This is a genomic window from Parasphingomonas frigoris (assembly GCF_036663815.1).
Taxonomy (GTDB): Bacteria; Pseudomonadota; Alphaproteobacteria; order Sphingomonadales; family Sphingomonadaceae; genus Sphingomonas.
The window spans coordinates 175220-194961 of record NZ_JAXOJQ010000005.1 but is presented as its reverse complement, the minus strand read 5'-3'; the positions used below and the strand labels follow the sequence as shown (position 1 = coordinate 194961).

Below are 19742 nucleotides of genomic sequence, written 5' to 3'. Positions count from 1 at the left end.
TCCTGCGATGCGTATCGTCGACGTCAACGAATTCTACTCGCCGACCGGCGGCGGGGTGCGCACCTATATCGACCGCAAGATGGGGATCATGTCCGATCTCGGGCATGAGCTGATCGTGCTCGCGCCCGGCCGCGAGAATGCGGTCGAGGAACGGCCCGGCGGCGGCAAGGTGATCTGGATCGAGACCGGGCATCTCCCGCTCGACCAGAATTACGGGTTGTTCTGGGAGGCCGCGCCGATCGTGCGCTGGCTCGACGCGCTCCAGCCCGACGTGGTCGAGACCTCGTCGCCGTGGCGCCTGCCCTGGGTGATCGGCAAGTGGCAGCCGAAATATCCGGAGGGCGCGGTCAAGGCGTTCTTCATGCACAACGACAATATGGCGGCCTATGCGCTGCGCTGGTTCGAGGGGATGGCGCCGCAGGAGCGGCTCGAACAGGCCTTCTCCTGGTACAGCCGCTACATGTCGCGCTTCCTCAAGCATTTCGACGCGGTCGTCACCAACGGCCCGGCGCTCGAGAAGCGGCTGATGGGGCGCGGCGTGCGGATCGACGCGTCGATGCCGCTCGGCATCGAGCGCGGCCACTTCTCGCCCGATCTGCGCGACGACCGGCTGCGCGCGGCATTGCTCGCGCAGTGCGACCTGCCGCCGAGCGGGCATCTGCTGCTCGGGCTCGGGCGGCATCATCCCGAGAAGCGCTGGCGCCTGGTGATCGACGCGGTCGAACGCGCCGGCTCGGATCTGCCGGTCGGGCTGATCCTGCTCGGTAACGGCGTCGAGAGCCGCCAGATCGAGGCGCGGATCGCCGGCTCCCCGCACATCCGCATGTTCCGCCCGGTCTATGATCGCGAGCGGCTCGCGCGGATCGTCGCGAGTTGCGACGCACTGATCCATGGCTCGGAGGCCGAGCCGTTCGGGCTCGTCGCGTCCGAGGCGATGGCCGGCGGCCTGCCGCTGATCGTCCCCGACACCGGCGGCTGCATGGAAGTGGCCGACAAGCATGCGTCCGAATTCTACACCGCGCGCGATGCGCAGTCGGCGGCGATGGCGATCCACCGGCTGTTCGCGCGCGACCAGCGCGTGCTGCGCCGCGCCGCGCTCGTCGCCGCCACGAAGGTGCGCAGCGACCGCGACCATGCGGTCGATCTGATGGCCTATTATCAGGGCCTGGTCGACGCCAAGCGCGCGGCGCCGCTTCAGCGCAGCGCGTAGACTCGCACGCGCCTGTTGCCGAGCGGCAGGTCCGCCGTCTCGCGATAGGTCGCCCGCACGCGCGCGACGAACCAGGCGCGCAAATCTTCACGATCCCCAAAATGCGCGGGTCCGACCACTATGATGGCGGGGCGCTGCGCCAGCACCCGCGCGAGTTCGCCGCGCTGATCGACCCCGATCGCCGGGCGTTCGCGCTGCGAAACCAGATGGCTCGAAAATTGGTAGCGGGTCGGCGTGCACCGATCGGCGAGCGCGTAATGGATCGATGAACCCGAAAAAACGAAGAGGCAGCCCGGCCCGCGCCCGATCGCCTGGGTGATGGCACCAAGCTCGGTCGGCGTGCCACGGGTGTGCCGCTTGATCAGCACGGTGGCTTGCGAGCCGAGCAGCACCAGCAGCAGCAACGGCTTGGTGACCTGCGCGGCACGCCGATGCGCGGCGAAGAAGCCCGCCGAGCAGGCGCAGAGCGGGACGAGCAAGGGCAGCCCGTAATGATCGAAATAGGCGCCGAACAGCAGCACCGCCAACCCCGCCACGATCGCCCAGACGAGCAGCCAGCGGCGCATCACCTGCGCGGCGTCGCGCTGGCGCGCCAGTCCGGGTCGGGTCGGGGCCAGCCGCGCGGCGAGCGTCGTCATCGCGATCAACGGCGAGAGAATCAGCAGCAGCAGCACGAAATTGCCGATCTGGCGCTCCAACGGGTCGCTCCCGCGCGCGCCGATCGATTCGAAATTGGCATAGCGGAAGGCGTCGCCATGGCCGTGCGCCGCAAACCAGCCCCATGCCGCGATCGTCGGCAGCGCCGTCAGGAGCATGAGCGGCAGTGCCGCCAGCACCACGTTTCTGCGCGATACGCCGAACCGCCGCTCGCGCCACATCCACCACATGCCGAAGAACAGGCCTTCGAACACCACGGTGTATTTGATCTGCAGCGCCAATCCGACCAGCGCCATCGCCGCACAGCCCGCGCGAAACCGGCCGGTGCGCGAGCGCGCGTCGTCGGGCCGCGGCGCCAGCAGGCTTGCCGCCGATGCGACCAGCAGATTGTAGAAGACCGGTGTCTGCCCCCCTTCGCCACCGAGCAGGTTGAGCCACAACAGGTAGGCGAGACCGGCTGGCAACGCGCCGCGCGCCCAACCGGCCCGCTGCGCCAGGTGCGCGATCAGCGCCGCCGTCGCGGTCACGCTCGCCAGCGCCATCGCCTGATACGCCCAGATGCCGAGCGGAACCCCCAGCGCGGCAGCCGGCATGTAGAGCAGGAACAGCCCGACCGGCTTGCGATCCCAGACGTCGCTGTAGAGGGTCGCGCCGCGGAGGATCGCGCGTGCCGCGGTGAAATAGAATTCCTCGTCGACATGGACGATCGGGTTGCCGAAGGTCACTGCGCGGACCAGCGCCGCGACGACGAACAGGATCGCCCAGCGCGGGATTGCGCGCGTGCCGCGCAAGGCGGACGGCCGGATTGAGAGCGCTACGGGTTCGGCCATGACGGGTGGCTAGGGGCGCTTTCCGGCGAAACGAGGGCAGAATGTCACGCCACGTACCGCGCGATGCTTACGGTGCGCTGACGTAGAGTCGAAAGCGCGCGCTATCGATCGCGACCGCCCGATAGGGCCGGGCGCGCGCCCAACGCTCGAGCGTGGCGTCGAGGCGATCGTCACCGCTGGTCCATGCCCCCTCCCCGCCGACCAGGATCGCCACTGGGGGTGCTCGGTCGAGCAGCGCCAGGCGGTCGGCCGAAACGAGCTGCAGGCGCGCCTCGTCTGCCGGCGACAGCAGGGCATGGCTGCGGAAATAGAAGGGCCCGGTCGCGAAGCGCAAATCGGGCAGCCGCCCGGTCGCGGCGAGGAATTGCGGCGACAGCGTCGCGACCGGTCCGTCGACACCAGCGGCATCGAGTGCGCGGCGGATGCGCTGCCCCTCGTCGATCGCGACCGGCAGCGAGTTCGCGCCGCGCGTCGTCGCCCACGCGATCACCGTAGGGGCGACCCCGGCGAGCAGGAAGACCAGCGCGGTGGCGCGTACCGCGCGGCCCGGCCAGGCGCGCTGCCATTCGAGCGCAAGCAGCACGAACGCCGGCGGCAGCAGCGGCAGCAGATATTGTCGCCAGCTCGGCTCGGGGAGCAAGGCCGCGACCAGCCCGGCGATCGTCAGCCACGCGAACAGCCGCGGCCGTGCCAACTGCCGCCGCACGACGACCAACGCGAACAGCGCCGGGCCAAGCGCCAGGAACTTGAGCGTGTCGATCGCCTTTGCGGGCAATGACAGCTTCCACGGGCGGGCCGCATAATATTCGGCCGGCGCCAGCGCGGGAAAGCGCAGCGTCCCGAACAGGAAGGCGTCGGGGGCAAGCACCCAGCTCCATGCCACCAGCGCCAGCGGCGGCAGCGCGCCGATCAGCACCGCCAGCGGACGATGCCGCCGGTCGACGAGCGCGTACAGGCCGTATACCGCCGCCGGAATCGCATAGGACAGCTTCGCCGCCGCGGCGCCCGCCAGCAGCAGCCCGATCAGCACCGCCCCGCCGCGCGTCCCCGTGCCGCGTTCGGCACGCGCGATCGGGATCAGCGCCAGGCTGAGCAACGCCGCTGGCAGCGCGTCGTTGCGCGCGGTGGCGATGCTGAACAGCAGGATGTCGCAGCCCGCCAGCAGCCCCGCCGCGGCCAGTGCGGCGCGCGGCCCCGCCCCAGCCTCGCGCGCCGCGCGCCAGACGCAGCCGACGATGCACGTCCCGAGCAGCGCATTGACCAGCCGCAGCGCTGGCCAGGCGAACGCCCCCGCCGCCCACGCGATCGGCGCGAATGCCAGCGGCTGGAGCGGGGTCTGGAGATAGGCATAGTCGCGATAGGGCAGATAGCCGTGCGCGCCGAGCACGGCCGCCGCGACATATTGGCTCTCGTCATGGTCGATCGGATGCAGCACCGCGAACAGCACGAACATGGCGGCCAGGCCGATCAGCCACCGCCCCCTCGCCGCTTCCGGCCCGATCGCGCGTCCCGCCATGGCTCGCCCTTAACGGGGCTTGGCGCGACTGTCACGAACGCGCCATATCCGTAGCGCAGGGGAGCGCGAACCGCAGGAGTTTCGCTAATGACCATCCGTATCGACCGCCGCTCGTTCCTCCTGACCGGGTCGCTTGGGCTCGGCGCCTATGCCGTTCCCGGCTTCGCGCAGACCGAGTCGGTCAGCTCGGTCCGCGGCTTCACCCATGCGGTCGCCAGCGGCGAGCCCGCCAGCGATTCGATGCTGCTGTGGACGCGCTACGTCCCCGCCACCGGCGACACCGCCGAAGTCCGCGTCGAACTGTCCGAAACGCCCGATTTCACGCGCGTCGCAGCGGGCGGCTCGCAGATCACCGGCGTGTGGCGCGATTTCACCGCCAAGATCACCGTCGACGGGCTCAAGCCCGGCACGCGCTATCACTTCCGCTTCGTCGCGCCCGATGGCAGCTTCTCGCCGGTCGGCACCACGCGCACGCTCCCGGTCGGCCCGGTCGATCGCTTCCGCACCGCGACCTTCTCCTGCTCGAACATGCCCTACGGCTATTTCAACGCCTACGCCCACGCCGCAGCGCGCGACGACATCGACCTGGCGATCCATCTCGGCGACTATTTCTACGAATATCGCACCGGCGATTATCCCGCGCTCAAGGATCAGGTCGCCGGGCGCGTGCCGCTGCCGGCGACCGAATTGCTCCACCTCGCCGATTATCGCATCCGCTACGCCAGCTATCGCAGCGACCCGGCCTTGCAGGCGCTCCACCAGAAGGTGCCGATGATCGTGCAATGGGACGATCACGAATCGGCCAATGACAGCTGGGAGGGCGGCGCCGAGAATCACCAGGCCGACGAGGGCGACTGGAATGCCCGCCGCGCCGCCTCGATCCAGGCGTATCGCGAGTGGATGCCGGTGTCGGACGAGCCGTGGAAGGCCTACGACATCGGCACGCTCGCCACGCTGTTCCGCACCGAGACGCGGCTCCTCGCGCGCACCAAGCAGCCCGACGTCGCGCCGTTGTTCAAGGCGAGCGATCCGACCGCCGCGCTGAAGGCGTTCCGCAACGGCGCGTGGATGGACCCGGCGGTGACGATGATGGGCAGCCAGCAGGAAAGCTGGCTCAGCCACGCGATGGCGCAATCGGTCCGCGCCGGTCAGCGCTGGCAGGTGGTCGGCTTCGGCACGATCATGGGCGAGACGATGATGCCGCAGGACGCGCTGAGCTGGGTCGCCGCCGATGCGCCGGCACGCGCCAAGAACTACATCCTCGCCGGCGTCGCCGCCGCCAAGGCGGCCCTGCCGTTCAATTACGACAATTGGGGCGGCTACCCCGCCGCACGCGCGCGCTTCCTGAAGGGCGCGCAGGCGCTCGGTGCGAACCTGATCGTCCTGTCGGGCGACAGCCACAATGCCTGGGCGTACGATCTCGGCCAGGACGGCAAGCCCGCCGGCGTCGAGTTCGCCGGCCACGCGGTCAGCTCGCCCGGGTACGAAGCCGCCACGCGCGCCGACCCCAAGGTCGTCGCGGCGACGTTGGTCCGCGCCAATCCCGAGCTCAAATGGTGCGACACGTCGCGCCGCGGCTACATGGCGATGACGCTGACCCCGACCAGCGCGAGCAACGACTGGATCATGCTCGAGACGGTCAAGACCGCAAACGCCGCCGCGAGCATCGGCCACACCGCGACTGTCCAGCGCGGTCGCAACGTGATGGCCTGACGCGCACCGCGCCGATGACGGTTGCCGACCCTGCCCCGCTGCGGCACACCCGCAGCGGGGCAATGGGAGCCGACATTTTGCGCGTGACGATCAAGGACGTATCGCGGGTTTCGGGGGTGTCGATCAAGACCGTCTCGCGCGTCCTCAACAAGGAACGCTATGTCGGGACCGAGACGCGCGCCAAGGTCGAGGCGGCGGTTGCCGAACTGAACTTCCGCCCGAGCACCGCCGCACGCTCGCTCGCAGGCAAGCGCAGCTTCCAGATCGCGCTGATCTGCGACAATCCCAGCCCCTATTACGTCTACGAGATGCAGTCGGGGATCCGCGATCGCTGCGCGCAGGACGGGGTGCGGATGATCGCCCAGCCCTATGACCGCAACTCGGCGACGTTGCTCGACGATATCGAGAATCTGGTCGACGCGACGCATGTCGACGGCTTGATCCTCACCCCGCCCGTCTCCGATTATCCGCAGGTGCTCGACCTGCTCGCGCGGCGCCGGGTGCGCTTCGTGCGCGTCTCGCCGGGCAGCGCGGTCGACCTGTCGAGCGCGACCTTCATCGACAATGAAGCCGGCGCCGCCGCGATGACGTCGCATCTGCTCGACCTCGGCCATCGCCGGATCGGCTTCATCGCCGGCCATCCGAACTATGCGACGAGCGGCCAGCGGATGCGCGGCTATGCGCGCGCGCTCGGCCGGCACGGCCTGTCGCTCGACCCGACGCTGGTGCGCGAGGGCAGTTTCGACTTCGCCTCGGGCGCGGCCGCGGCGGAGGAACTGCTCGCGCTCGCCGTGCCGCCGACCGCGATCTTCGCCTCGAGCGACGACATGGCGGCGGGCGTGCTGACCGTCGCGCATCGCCGCGGGCTGGCGGTGCCGGGGCAGCTGTCGGTCGCCGGGTTCGACGATACCGCGCTCGCCGGCTTCGTCTGGCCGCCGCTCACCACGATCCGCCAGCCGACGCGCGAAATGGCCTATGCCGCCGCCGACCTCCTGCTCGCCCCCGCCGACGCGCCGAGCGAGCGGCGCGAAGTGGCGTTCGACCTGATCGTGCGCGAATCGACCGGGCCGGTCGCCGCGTAGCCGTCTCCCCTCCCTGGAAGGAAGGGGCTGGGGGTGGGTCAGTCTGGGGCGGGCGTGACGTTCCCATTGCGAGCAACCCACCCTTCGATCCCCTCCCTTCCAGGGGGGAGGCAGCTTCAGCCGATCAGCAGCAACGCCGCCGCCAGCGCCAGGCCGAACGCCACCAGCGTCGCGATCAGGATCACCAGCAGCGGCTTGGGCCCCGCCTCAAGCAATTGCGCGAGCGGCGAGCGGATCGCAGTCGCGGTCACCGCGGTCGCGAGCATCGCCGCAGCGATCTTTTCCGCGCCGCCCGCGACGACCGGCGGGATCACGCCGAACGAATTGATCCCGGCGAGCACGAAGAAACCGATCACGAACCACGGCACGCCCGGCCCCTTCGCCGCGCCCTCACCCCCGCCGCCCCAGCGCGCCAGCCCCATCGCCACCACCGCGAGCACCGGCGCGAGCAAGGCAACGCGAGTCAGCTTGACGATCGCGGCAATCCCGCCCGCACCGTCCGAATAGGAATAGCCAGCCCCCAGCGCCTGCGCGACGTCGTGGATCGCCGCGCCGAGCAGGAAACCGGCCTTGAGATCGCTCATGTGGAAGGCGTGCGCGACGAGCGGATAGACCATCATCGCGCTCGCGCTCATCGCCGAGATGCCGACCAGCACCAGCGTCAGCTGCGCCTGCGTCGTGCGCTTCTCGCCGAGCGTCGTCGCCAGCGCCATCGCCGCACTCGCGCCACAGATCGCGACCGAGCCGCCGGCGAGGATGCCGAACGCGGTGTCGAAGCCGAAGCGCCGCGCGGCGAGGATCCCCGCGCCCATCGTCAGCGCGACGATCAGCACGACGCACAGCAAGGCTACGGGACCCAGCGCGACGATCTGCCCGAAGGTGATCCGCACCCCGACGAGCACGATCCCCCAGCGCAGCAGCGAGCGCGAGGCGAAGGCGAGACCCGGCGTCAACCGCGCGTCGGCACTGAGGAAATTGAGCGCGAGGCCGATCAACAACGCCATCAGCGTCAGCGGCACGCCATAATGATCCGACAGGAAGCCCGCCGCTAGCGTCCCCATCGCCACCACGACGAGCCCGGGGACATAGCCGCGCCAGTCATGCTTGGGCGCGGTCTCGAAGTCGCCATACAGGTCGCCATAGAGATCGGCGGCCATCGGGAGCGGACGTTTCGGGTATTTGCTCGCCATGCTTCCTATCCGTCATGCCGGACTTGTTCCGGCATCCACCGTGCCGCACACCGGGCCTGCGAATATTTGCGGCGCGGTGGCCCCCGGCACAAGGCCGGGGTGACGGAGCGTAGGGTCTAGCGCAAGCGCCCTCGATCTGACAACGCTGTCGCACGAAAATGACGGGAGCGGATCGGAATGGCAATCAGGGTGCCAATCAGGGGCGGCGCAGCGCGCTGGATCATCGTCGCGATGGTGTTCGTCGCGGTGATGCTCAATTATGTCGACCGGCAGATCCTCGCGTTGCTCAAACCGACGCTCGAGGCGCAGTTCAAATGGTCCGATCAGGACTATGCCAATATGGGCACCGCCTTCCAGATCGCCACGGCGTTCGCCTTTCTCGGCACGGGCTGGTTCCTCGACCGCGTCGGCTTGCGGCTCGGCTTCGCGCTCGGCGTGCTGATCTGGAGCCTCGCCGGCATGGCACATGCCTTTGCCACCTCGGTCCCCGCCTTCTTCGCCGCGCGCATCGTGCTCGGCATCGCCGAATCGGTCGGCACGCCCGCCGCGGTCAAATCGGCGGCGACCTATTTCAACCACAAGGACCGCCAGATCGCGCTCGGCATCGGTAACACCGCGCCCAATATCGGCGCGATCATCACGCCGCTGTTCATCCCCGCGCTGGCGGTGGCGTTCGGATGGCAGGCGGCGTTCCTGCTCGCGGGTGGGCTAGGCGTCGTCTGGGTGGTCGTGTGGTTCGCGATCCGCATCAAGCCGGTCGCGCTCGACGCGGTCGCGCCCGCGCCGGTGCCATGGCTCAGCGTGCTGCGCAGCCGCGAGACCGCCGCGATCGCGATCGCCAAGGTGCTGTCGGATCAGGTGTGGTTCTTCATGCTGCTGTGGCTGCCCGATCTGTTCCACCGGCTGTTCGGCCTCCCGCAGGGCACGCTCGGGCTGCCGGTGGCTTTGGTCTATGTGCTCGCGGCGTGCGGGGCGTTGACCGGTGGCTTCGTGCCGTCGCGGCTGATGGCGATGGGCTGGAGCGTCAATCGCGCGCGGAAAACCGCGATGCTGGGCTATGCCCTGCTCGTGCTGCCGGTGGTGTTCGTCCAGTCGGTGTCGAGCCCGTGGAGCGCGGCGCTGCTGCTCGGCCTCGTGCTGTTCGCGCATCAGGGCTTCTCGACCAACGTATTCGGCGTGACGACCGACATCACCCCGGCGCGCTCGGTCGGCTCGCGCATCGGGATCGCGGCGTTCTGCGGCAATCTCTGCTCGATCGGGATGATCCAGTTCCAGGCCTATGCGCTCGCGCACGGCTGGGGCTACGCGCCGGCGCTGGCGATCTGCGCGGGGTCGTATCTGGCGGCGCTGCTGGCGATCCACCTGCTGATCCCGGTGATCGTGCCGATCGATGAGAGCGAGCGCGGCGACGGGCTGGTAGCCGCCCACTAAAAATCCTCCCTCGCGAAGCGGGGGAGGGGGACCACCAGCCTCCTTCAGGCTGGTGGTGGAGGGGGCGCCCGCCGCAAGCGCACCGCTCGCGGAGAGGCCCCCTCCGTCAGCCTTCGGCTGCCACCTCCCCCGCTAGGCGACGGAGGATTAAAGGCTCAGAACGTCACCCGGCCCGTCACGCCGAAGTAGCGATCGGCATCGCGCGGGATCTGGTAGCGATACGCCCCGCCCGGCCCGCCGTTGATGATCGACGCGGCGAAGCTCTGGTCGAACAGGTTGCGCACCTGGAAGGTCAGCCGGTAATGCTCGTCCTGGCTGACGAGCCCGGCCGACAGGTTGACCAGCCCATAGGCCCCAATCGTGCCGAGCCGCCGCTGCACCGCATCGGCCGAGAACAAGCCGAGCTGGCTGCTCTGATACGACCCCTGCGCACCGAGCAGGATATCGGCGAACCCGCCGGTGCGAACCCGGTAGTCGACGCCGAGATTGCCCTTCCACTTCGGCGCGAAACCGAGCGGCGTTCCGTTGGGCACCGCGGCGGCGCCCGGTGCCGGCACGCGGAAGTTGTCGACGTGCGCGTCGGTATAGGCAAGACCGCCGGTCAGGCTGAGATCGCGCACCGGCCGGAAGGTCGTGTCGAGCTCGATCCCGCGCGTCGAGACGTCCCCCGCATTGGTGAAGCGCGTGACGACCACGCCCGCCACCAGATCGGGATTGTTCGCCTGGAAATTGCGATATTTGGCATAGAAAGCGGCGAGATTGAGCGTCAGCTTGCCGCCGAACAGCGTGTTCTTGAGGCCGATCTCGTACGAATCGGACGTCTCCGGCGCGATCACGTTGGTGCCCGTCGCGGTCAGGTTGAAGAAGACGTTGTACGCCGGCCCCTTATAGCCGCGCGCATAGGTCGCATAGGCCGTCGAATTGCGCGAGATATCGAACTGCACGCCGGCCTTGCCCGACAGATTCTCGTTGGTCGTCTTGGCACGGAACGGCACGCCGTTCGACACGCCGCCGCCGAGACCGTTATTGTAGACGCCCTGATCGAAATTGGTGTTGATGCCGGGGCCGTTGAGCGCCGTGCGGCGGATGTGGAACACGTCGAGCTGGTCGATCGTGTAGCGCAAGCCGCCGATCACGCGGAAGCGCGACGCGATGTTGATCGTCCCCTGCCCGAACAATGCGAAATTCTTGAACACCGATCCGAAATCGGCAGTGCCGGTCGGGAAGGTCGAGGGCGCGGCCAGCGCACTCGAGCACGGCGTCAGCGCGGTCGGCGCGGGGCTCGCCGCCGCGTTGCAGACCTGGTCGTTGCGCGTGAAGATTCGCTCGCTCTCGGCGCGCGAATAATAGGCCCCCAGCACATAAGTGAGGAACTGGTTGCCCGGCGAGGTCAACCGCAATTCCTGGCTGAAGGTGTTGCCGGTCTGCGGCCCGAAATCGTGCAGCTGGTTGAAGCCGATATAGGCGGCGGGCAGGAAATCGCCGTCGCGAATTTCGGTATTCTTGTAGTCGCGATAGGCGGTGATCGAGGTGACGGTCTGCGTCCCGGCCTCGATATCGGCCTGGAGCGAGAAGCCGTAGCCGGTCTCGGTCGTGCGCGTGACGAGGTTCTGCGCGAGCTCGCGCGTGTCGGCGCCGCGCGGCGTCGGCAAGGCCACGGTGGAGGGATTGGTGATCACGGCGCCGTCGGACGCCCGGATCGGCCCGGTGGCGATAACCTCCCCGCAGCAGTCGTCGTCATTGTGGTGATAATCGGCGATGAAGGCGAGCTTCACGTTCGGCCCGGCATCGGCGTCGACCTGCAGGCGGCCGCCATAATGTTCCCAGCCATTGACCAGCTTGCCCGTCGTCGTGTTGCGGATGTTGCCGTCATAATTGGTGTAGAAACCGGTCAGCCGCGAGCGCAGCCCCTCGGCGAGCGGCACGTTGAGCACGGCGCGACCGCGATATTCGCTGTCGGTGAAGAAGCCCGCCTCGACATAGCCGCCAAAGGTGCTGGTCGGCTTCTTCGAGATGATGTTGATCACGCCGGCGCTGGCATTCTTGCCGAACAGCGTACCCTGCGGCCCGCGCAGCACTTCGAGCTGGTCGATGTCGACCAGATCGCCGAACGCCTCGCCCGCGCGTGCGAACACGACGCCGTCGACCACGGTCGAGATCGACGGCTCGCCCGCGATCGAGAAGGTCGAGGTGCCGACGCCGCGCAGGAACAGCGACTGGTTGAGCGTCGTCCCCGATTTGAGGAAGTTGAGCGACGGCACGAGATATTGCGCACCCTCGAGACTGGTCTTGCCCTGCGCGGCGAGCGCATCGCCCGACACGACCGTCACCGCGACCGGCACGTCCTGCAGCCGCTCGGACCGCTTCTGCGCGGTAACGATGATGTCGCCGGGGGCGTTGTCATCGGCGGCGGCGGAAGATTCGGCCGGCGCGCCGGGGGCGGGGGCGGGCGCGGTCTGGGCATAGATCGGCGTGGCGGCGAGCAGCGCCAGCGTGGCGGCTCCGGTCAGGTAAAGCGCTTTCATCATCATCCCCTTCATGAAATCCCATCTTTTCGATGGATATTATCGTCTTCGTCATTCTGACAGCGTGATCAGGCTTGCCAGCAGTAAAGCTATGCTTTGCGTCAGACTCCCAGCTCGGCCATTTCAACGACGCGATGTTCGCGCGCGCTGATCTCGGCGGCGGTGCCGATCGCGACCGCCATCATCCCGTCGCGCGCGGTGACCTCGACCGGACCCTGCCCGCGCACCGCGGCGTTGAAGCGCTGATGCTCGTAGAAGGTCGATCCGTGATGGCTGCCCGCGTTGAGCGCAGTCTCGTCGGTATGGACGACGCGGCGCGTCGCCTGCTTGGGATTGCGAAAGCCGACGCGGGGGCTGTGAACCAGCGCGCCCTCGGGGATCAGCACGTCGAGCCGCGCATCGCTGCCGACCGCGGTGATCTCTTCCTGATTCTCCGCCCCATCGGCGAACATCGACAGGTCGAGCATCGCGCGCACACCGTTCGCAAAATCGACCGTTGTATAGCTGTTGTCGATAATGTCGGGCCGCTCGCCGCCATAGCTCTCGTCGAGATGGTTCACGTCCATCGCGCCCGAGCAATAGACGCGCACCGCCTCGCTCTGCGTGATCAGCCGCATCAGGTCGAAGAAGTGGCAGCATTTCTCGACCATCGTCCCGCCGGTGTTCCGGTTGAAGCGGTTCCAGTCGGCAACCTTGACCAGGAACGGAAAGCGATGCTCGCGGATCGACAGCATCTGCAGCCGGCCGATCTTGCCGCCATGGATGTCGGCGATGAACTCGGCCGCGGGCGGCATGTAGCGATATTCCATCGCGGTCCAGAACACGCGGTCGCTCTGCGCGGCGCGATCGACGATCCAGCGGCAATCGTCGAGCGTCGTCGCCAGCGGCTTCTCGCACAGGATGTGGAGGCCGGCATCGAACAGCGGCTCGAGCACCGCGCGGTGCGTGAAATTCGGGCTGGCGACGATCACCGCATCGCAAAGCCCGCTGCTGGCGAGCGCCTCGACCGAGTCGAAAGCGGTGGCAGCGCCGGCCTTGTCGCCCAGCGCATCCTTCGCCCAACCGAGCGACCCCGCAGCGGGATCGGCAAGCGCGGTCACCACCGCACCCGGCGTGATGGCGAGGTTGGTGATGTGCTCGACGCCCATCATCCCCGTACCGACCAGGCCATATCGCACTTGCTCTACCACGGGATTCGCCTCATATGACAACGATGTCTGAAATCACACTTACACCCGAAATGCGTCCGCTCGGCAAGAGCGGAATCATGGTCTCGCCGATTGCCTGGGGGATGTGGCGTTTCGCCGGCGTCACTCCGGCGCAGGGCAGCGCGCTGATCGAGGCGGCGTTTGCCGCCGGGGTCACGCTGTTCGACACCGCCGACATCTATGGCTTCGACGGCAGCGGCGGGTTCGGCGATGCCGAGGCGCTGCTCGGGCAGATCTTCAGCGCGACGCCCGGCATGCGCGACCGGATGGTGCTAGCGACCAAGGGCGGCATCACCCCGCCCGTGCCCTATGATTCGAGCCGCACGTATCTGATGCGCGCGCTCGAGACCTCGCTCAGGCGGCTGCAGGTCGAGCAGGTCGATCTCTACCAGATCCACCGCCCCGACATCCTCGCGCATCCACAGGAAGTCGCGCGCACGCTCGAGGAGATGGTCACCAGCGGCAAGGTCCGCGCGGTCGGCGTCTCGAACTATACGATCGCACAGACGCAGGCGCTGGCGGCGCTGCTGACGATCCCGCTCGCGACCGTCCAGCCCGAATTCTCGCCACTCGAGCTCGCGCCGATCACCGACGGCCTGCTCGATCTCACGATGGAACGCGACATCGCCGTGCTCGCCTGGTCGCCGCTCGGCGGCGGGCGGCTCGGCGCGCCCGAGGACGATCGGTCCAAGAATGTCGCAGCGGCGCTCGACGTCGTCGCGAACGTGGCAGGCGTGTCGCGCGCAGCGGCGACCTATGCCTGGATCATGGCGCATCCGGCGCGCGTGATACCGATTGTCGGCACGCAGAACGTCGCGCGGATCGGTGAGATCGCCGACGTCTACGAGGTCAAGTTCACCCGCCAGACGTGGTACGACGTGCTCGTCGCCGCACGTGGCGAGAAACTCCCATGAGCGCGCTTCCCCCCTGCGAGATCAGCTGGTTTTCGGCGCTGTGCGACGACGATTACGAGTTTCTCGGCGTCCCCGATGCCAAGCTCAAGTCGAGCTGGGAGCATTGCCGCGACATCGTGTTGCAGGCCGAGAGCGGCGGGTTCGACAATATCCTGCTGCCGTCGGGCTATCAGCTCGGGATCGACACGACCGCCTTCGCCGCGGCGATCGCGCCGATGCTTAAGCGCATGGCGCTGCTGATGGCGGTCCGGATCGGCGAGACCTGGCCGCCGCAGCTCGCGCGCCAGATCGCGACGATCGACCGGCTGCTCGGCGGGCGGCTGACCGTCAACATCATCTCGTCGGACATGCCCGGCGAGACGCTCGGCTCCGCCCCGCGCTATGCGCGCACGGTCGAGGCGATGCAGATCCTCAAGACGTTGCTCAACGGCGAGCCGCTCGACCATGACGGCGAGTTCTGGAAGCTCAAGATCGATCCGCCGCGCGTCGGCACCGTCTCGGGCAACGCGCCGTTGCTGTACTTTGGCGGGCTCTCGCCCGACGCGCGCGAAGCCGCGGCCAAGGGCTGCGACGTGTTCCTGATGTGGCCCGACAAGCAGGAAGTCGTCGCCGGCATCATCGCCGACATGACCGCCCGCGCCGCCGCGCACGGCCGCACGCTGAAGTTCGGTTACCGCGCGCATGTCATCGTGCGCGACAGCGAAGCCGAGGCGCGCACCGCTGCCGACCGCCTGCTGTCGAAGCTCGACGCCGCCGAGGGCGCCGCGATCCGCGCGAAATCGCTCGATTCGACCTCGGCCGGCGTCGCGGCGCAGGCCGCGCTGCGCGAAGGCGCGTCGGACGACGGCTATGCGGAAGCCAATCTGTGGACCGGCGTCGGGCGTGCGCGCTCGGGCTGTGGCGCGGCGATCGTCGGCGATCCCGACCAGGTGCTCGCCAAGCTCAACGCCTATCGCGAGATGGGGATCGAGGCGTTCATCCTTTCGGGCTATCCGCATGCCGCCGAGGCCGATTTGTTCGCACGGCATGTCCTGCCGCATATCGAGCATGCACCCCTCGCGCGATAATCCGGTCGGTAGCCGGCTCGCTCGGGTCCGTGAGCCGGTCGTCCCCAAGAATTGATATGTGCCGCGGTCGGCGATCGCTCCTCCCCTCCCGCTTGCAGGAGGGGAGGAGCGATCGGTTCGATCGACCGTCCAGACTAAGCGGTAGCAAGCCTCCGCCCGCGCGCAGCACTCTCGCGCGCAAGCGCGATCAGGCGCATGACCGTCAGCGCTTCCTCCGCCGGGACCGGCGCCGGCACGCCCATAGTGATCGCCGCCACGACGCCTTCATAATAACGCCGCCAGTCGCCGCGTTCGCTCGGCACCGCGCGCCCGACGCCGCCGGCATCGGTCAGCGTGCCATAGGCCTCGGGCGCATCTTCGCCGAAGCCAGGCGTCGTTGGTGGCAACCCCGCGCGCAGCACGGCTTCCTGCGGGTCGATGCCATATTTGACGAAGCTCCCGCCCGTCCCGTGCAGCGCGAAGCGCGGTCGCGGCGCCGCGAGCAAGGTGGCGGCCGAGACGATCACCCGGCGCGCGCCATAGTGCAGCGTGAGTTCGAAATAATCCTCGGTCGTCGCCGCCGCGCGCTGGGTCGCGAGATCGGCGGTGAGCGCCTGGGGCATCCCGAACAGCTGCAGCGCCTGGTCGAGCAGATGCGGGCCGAGATCGTTGAGCAGCCCCGCCCCCTCGGTCTCGCGCCAGCCGGGCTTGATCGCGGGACGAAAGCGATCCCAACGCAGTTCGGCAAGCGCGATGTCGCCAAGCGTCCCGGCGTCGACCAGCGCACGCGCGGTCAGGAAGTCCGCATCCCAGCGGCGATTGTGGAAGGCCGACAGCATCAGCCCCTTCGCCGCGGCGAGCGCGATCAACGCCGCGCCATCGGCGGGATCGGTGACGAACGGCTTGTCGATCACGACAGGTTTGCCCGCTTCGAGGGCCGCCTTGGCGAGCGGGGCATGGAGATGGTCGGGCGTCGCGATCACCACCAGGCCGATGCGCGGATCGGCGAACAGCGCCTCGGCATCGGCCACCGCCTTCGCCGCGGGCCAGTCGCGTGCCACCGCGTCAGCGCGCGAGGTCACCACGCTCGCCAGGCGCAGCCCCGGCACCGCGCCGATCAACGGCGCATGGAAGGAGGCTCCGGCGAGCCCGTACCCGATCAGTCCGACATCTATCATCCGTGTTTCCTAGCCGAGACACCGCGTGCGTGCCCAGACAGGAAACAGCCGGACAAGCTCGCGACCGGGCGTGCCAGCGGCTCGCGCCCGAAACAAAAACGGACGATGCCGAGCCCGGCACCGTCCGCGAGGGGAGGAAAAGCGCTCGACGTCAGAGCTTCATGCGCGCGCCGAAGATGATCGTGCGGCCGAAATGGTTGTTCTCGTAGTTCCGGTTCGCATCGAGATCGGTATAGCGATCGCGATAGGTGTCGGTGAGGTTGGTGCCCTCGACCGATAGCTCGAGCCATTTGGTGAAGCGATAGCGCACCGACGCGTCGATATTGGTCGTCGCGTTATAGCCTTCGAAGATGTTGCCGGTGGCGCTGTTAGCGTCGACATACGGCCCGCGATAGCTGATCGAGCCGCGCGCGCTGAACTTGCTGTCCTCATAATAGAGCGTGCCGTTGAACGCCTTTTTCGACAGACCGAACAAGGTGCCATTGCGGGTCGACGTCACCAGCGGCCCGAAGCTGCACGCTGCCGCCGGCGTCGCGCCGGGCACGCACGCGTTCACCACCGGGCCCGACACGGTGTAATTGGCGGTCGAATCGACGAAGGTCGCGTTGGCGATCCCGCCGAAGTTGCTGAGGAACCCGGGCAGGAACTTGAACGGCGCTTGCACCGACAATTCGATCCCCTTGAGGCTTGCGCCCGCACCGTTGACGTTGCCGGTGATCGTCCACAACTGCCCTTCGGGCGCACCTGCGGCAGGCGAGCCCGGCGGGATCAGCGACAGCGGCAAGCCCGTCGAGGCATAGGACCCGCTCGACGGCTGCGACACCGGGAAGCTCTGAATGTCCTTCTTGAACACCGCGACCGACGCGATCGACTGCGGTGCGAAATACCATTCGAGCGCGAGATCGTAGGCCGTCGCGCGGAACGGATCGAGGTTCGGGTTGCCGAAGGTGATGCGGTAGTTGAACCCGTCGATCGTCCCGCCTGGCGTCAGATTGCCGAGCGTCGGCCGCGTGATGACCTTTGCCACTGCGGCGCGGACGATCACCTTGTCGGTCGGGTAGAGCGCGAAGTTGAGCGACGGCAACCAATCGTCATAGTCGCGCTTGACCGTCACGTTGACGCCACTGTTGATGCCGTACGAGCTCTGGTCGGTCCGGACATAGCGCGTGCCGACGTTGAGGGCGTAGCGCAGCCCGGCCACTTCCCCCGTGGCGTCGAACTCGAGATAGGCGCCGGTCACTTTCTCGACCACGCCGCGGGTGTTGCTCGCGTCGATCGCCGGCGTGCGGCCATAGAGATTGGTGTAGGCCGCCGCCGCGGGCAGATTGGCTACGACGTAGCTGCTGGTCGTCCCCGCGGGCTGGCCGGCACTGCCGAGATTGACCGTCTGCGACAACGCCGCCGTCACCGGGAAGCCGTAGACGGCGTTCGCGCCGAACGCCGAGGTCGGCGAGCAGGTGATCGTGCCGAGCACGGCGTCCTTGCCGGCGGCAGGGCACACCACGGTATCGCGCGTGAAGCCCGCGGTATCGAAGCTGAAGCGGCGATAGACCCCGCCCGCCTTGATCTGGAAGCCTTCGGCGACATCCCATTCGGCGCGCAGCTGGGCGGTGCGGAACTTGTTGATCGTGCTCGAAGGCCGGTCGCGGATTTCGGCGAGCTGGAAGTTCGCCGGATCGGTCACGCTGGTGCCGAAGCTGAGCACCGGACTGCGCGAATTGGTATAGTCGTATTTATACCCCTGCGCGTCGCGATCGTCGAACACGATCGTCGTTTCCTGCGGGATGCTGGCATTCGATTTGGAGAAGCCGCCGAGCAGCGTGAAGCGCAATTTGTCGGTGACGTCCTGGTCCCAGGTGCCGCCGAGCTGGTAGAATTCGGTCGACGATTTGCGCTGATAATGTTCGGTGCGTACCCACGCATCGTTGAGCGTCGCCGAGACCAGATTGTTGTTCTTGTCGTAGGTCGCGTTCGCGACGTCGATCGAGCGTTCGTTGCTGCGCAGCAGAACCTCGGCCCATTGCTCGTCGCGCGTCTCCTTGAAGCGCGAATAGAGGCCGTCGATCGAGACCTTGGTGGATTCGGTCGGCGCGAACTGGACGCTGCCGGTGATGCCGAGCCGCTCCCGGTTTCGCGTGATCACGCCGTAGCGCGGGATGCGCGGATGGAAAGCGAGCGCGGCCTGGTCGCACGCGGCGCTCGACCGATACAGGCCGCCGGCATTGGCGACCGGCGTGGCGCTCGTATTGGAAGAATAGAAACACGGCGTGCCATTGACCGAGTCGAAGCGCGCCTGCGCCCAGCGCGTCGTATTGTTGCCGAGCTCGAGCGTGTCGAGCTTCGAATAGGCCGCCGACACCGAGGCGCCGAAGGTCCCGGCATCGTTGCGCCACGACAGCAGCCCCGCGACGCGCGGCCCGAGCGTCTTGGCGAGATCGTTGTACGATCCCTGCACCGACAGTGCGCCGGTGAAGCCGGCTTTCTTGCCGCCGAGCGGGTTGCCGGTGTTGAGATCGACCACCGCGCCGAGCGAGCCTTCGTCGAGCGAGGCCTCGGCGGTCTTGTGGACGACGAGCGAGCTGAACAGTTCGGACGCGAACACGTTGAAGTCGAACGCGCGATCGCGGTTCGCGCTGGCGCCGTCGGTCGAGGTCGCGACCGTCTCGAGCCCGTTGACGCGGACGCGGGTGAATTGCGCCCCCAGGCCGCGCACCGTGATCGCACGACCTTCGCCGCCGTCGCGCTGGATCGAGATGCCGGGAATGCGCTGGAGCGATTCGGCGAGGTTCTGGTCGGGGAACTTCGCGATATCCTCGGCGACGATCGAATCGACCGCGGCGACCGAATTCTTCTTCACGTTGAGCGCCGCCTGGAGCGACTGGCGGAAGCCGGTGACGACGATGTCCTGGCTGGTCTCGTCGCTCGCAGTGGCGGGTGACCCGGCGGGCGGCTGTAGGGCAACCGTCTGGCCTTCGCCCGCTTGTGCGTAGGCCGTACCCGGTACCAGTGCCGGCAATAGCAAGGCTAGCGCGAGCGTGCCCATCGACACACCGCCGCGGGCCCGCACGTTTCCGGAAAATCGGCTCATCTCTTATCCCCCCTGCCCGTCGCGCGACCGCGCGACGGCGATTGACACCGGTTGCTGCACCGCACCCAGAAACGAGCGGCGGAACAGTGCGCAGGAGAGGAGAATAGCGCGTCATTACAACGCGACGGCCCTCTCCTGAGCGACGGTCGCTCTG

General features: G+C 67.9%; 13 protein-coding genes. 6 read left to right on the top strand and 7 right to left on the bottom strand.

Annotated features, from left to right (window positions below):
• Window positions 1-7 precede the first annotated feature (7 nt).
• The gene (locus U1872_RS16745; protein ID WP_332794052.1) at window positions 8-1210 is read left to right on the top strand and encodes a glycosyltransferase; all 1203 of its coding nucleotides are present in this window, start codon (window positions 8-10) and stop codon (window positions 1208-1210) included.
• Here U1872_RS16745 and U1872_RS16740 read toward each other — a convergent pair.
• Window positions 1195-2697, bottom strand: a complete 1503-nt coding sequence (locus U1872_RS16740; RefSeq protein WP_332794051.1) for an ArnT family glycosyltransferase — start codon at window positions 2695-2697, stop codon at window positions 1195-1197. The genes U1872_RS16745 and U1872_RS16740 overlap by 16 nt on opposite strands.
• A 67-nt stretch (window positions 2698-2764) precedes the next feature.
• On the bottom strand, window positions 2765-4213 hold the full coding sequence (locus U1872_RS16735; protein WP_332794050.1) for a DUF2029 domain-containing protein: 1449 nt from the start codon (window positions 4211-4213) through the stop codon (window positions 2765-2767).
• A gap of 87 nt (window positions 4214-4300) precedes the next feature.
• Here U1872_RS16735 and U1872_RS16730 point away from each other — a divergent pair, with 87 nt between their 5' ends.
• Both U1872_RS16730 and U1872_RS16725 read left to right on the top strand, forming a co-directional pair.
• The gene (locus tag U1872_RS16730; RefSeq protein ID WP_332794049.1) at window positions 4301-5926 is read left to right on the top strand and encodes an alkaline phosphatase D family protein; all 1626 of its coding nucleotides are present in this window, start codon (window positions 4301-4303) and stop codon (window positions 5924-5926) included.
• 62 nt (window positions 5927-5988) lie between these two features.
• Window positions 5989-7008 (top strand): LacI family DNA-binding transcriptional regulator, encoded by a 1020-nt coding sequence (locus tag U1872_RS16725; protein ID WP_332794048.1) that lies wholly within the window; start codon window positions 5989-5991, stop codon window positions 7006-7008.
• A gap of 116 nt (window positions 7009-7124) precedes the next feature.
• Here U1872_RS16725 and U1872_RS16720 read toward each other — a convergent pair whose 3' ends face one another.
• Window positions 7125-8165, bottom strand: coding sequence for a YeiH family protein (locus U1872_RS16720; protein WP_332794126.1), 1041 nt, complete (start codon window positions 8163-8165; stop codon window positions 7125-7127).
• A gap of 222 nt (window positions 8166-8387) precedes the next feature.
• Here U1872_RS16720 and U1872_RS16715 point away from each other — a divergent pair, with 222 nt between their 5' ends.
• Window positions 8388-9629, top strand: coding sequence for an MFS transporter (locus tag U1872_RS16715; protein ID WP_332794125.1), 1242 nt, complete (start codon window positions 8388-8390; stop codon window positions 9627-9629).
• A 155-nt stretch (window positions 9630-9784) separates the two neighbouring features.
• Here U1872_RS16715 and U1872_RS16710 read toward each other — a convergent pair whose 3' ends face one another.
• The gene (locus tag U1872_RS16710) at window positions 9785-12154 is read right to left on the bottom strand and encodes a TonB-dependent receptor (RefSeq protein ID WP_443025401.1); all 2370 of its coding nucleotides are present in this window, start codon (window positions 12152-12154) and stop codon (window positions 9785-9787) included.
• A 101-nt stretch (window positions 12155-12255) separates the two neighbouring features.
• The gene (locus U1872_RS16705) at window positions 12256-13332 is read right to left on the bottom strand and encodes a Gfo/Idh/MocA family protein (RefSeq protein ID WP_332794124.1); all 1077 of its coding nucleotides are present in this window, start codon (window positions 13330-13332) and stop codon (window positions 12256-12258) included.
• Between the two features lie 35 nt (window positions 13333-13367).
• On the opposite strand from U1872_RS16705, the gene U1872_RS16700 reads away from it, so the two are divergent.
• Complete coding sequence (locus U1872_RS16700) at window positions 13368-14276, top strand: aldo/keto reductase (RefSeq protein WP_332794123.1); 909 nt, start codon at window positions 13368-13370, stop codon at window positions 14274-14276.
• Window positions 14273-15343: an LLM class flavin-dependent oxidoreductase gene (locus U1872_RS16695; RefSeq protein WP_332794046.1), complete on the top strand. Its 1071-nt coding sequence runs from the start codon at window positions 14273-14275 to the stop codon at window positions 15341-15343. Before U1872_RS16700 ends, U1872_RS16695 begins: the two co-directional genes overlap by 4 nt.
• 134 nt (window positions 15344-15477) lie before the next feature.
• Here U1872_RS16695 and U1872_RS16690 read toward each other — a convergent pair whose 3' ends face one another.
• Together U1872_RS16690 and U1872_RS16685 are read right to left on the bottom strand one after the other, a co-directional pair.
• Window positions 15478-16500 (bottom strand): oxidoreductase, encoded by a 1023-nt coding sequence (locus U1872_RS16690; RefSeq protein ID WP_332794045.1) that lies wholly within the window; start codon window positions 16498-16500, stop codon window positions 15478-15480.
• Between the two features lie 151 nt (window positions 16501-16651).
• Window positions 16652-19588, bottom strand: a complete 2937-nt coding sequence (locus U1872_RS16685) for a TonB-dependent receptor (RefSeq protein ID WP_332794044.1) — start codon at window positions 19586-19588, stop codon at window positions 16652-16654.
• Between the last annotated feature and the right edge of the window lie 154 nt (window positions 19589-19742).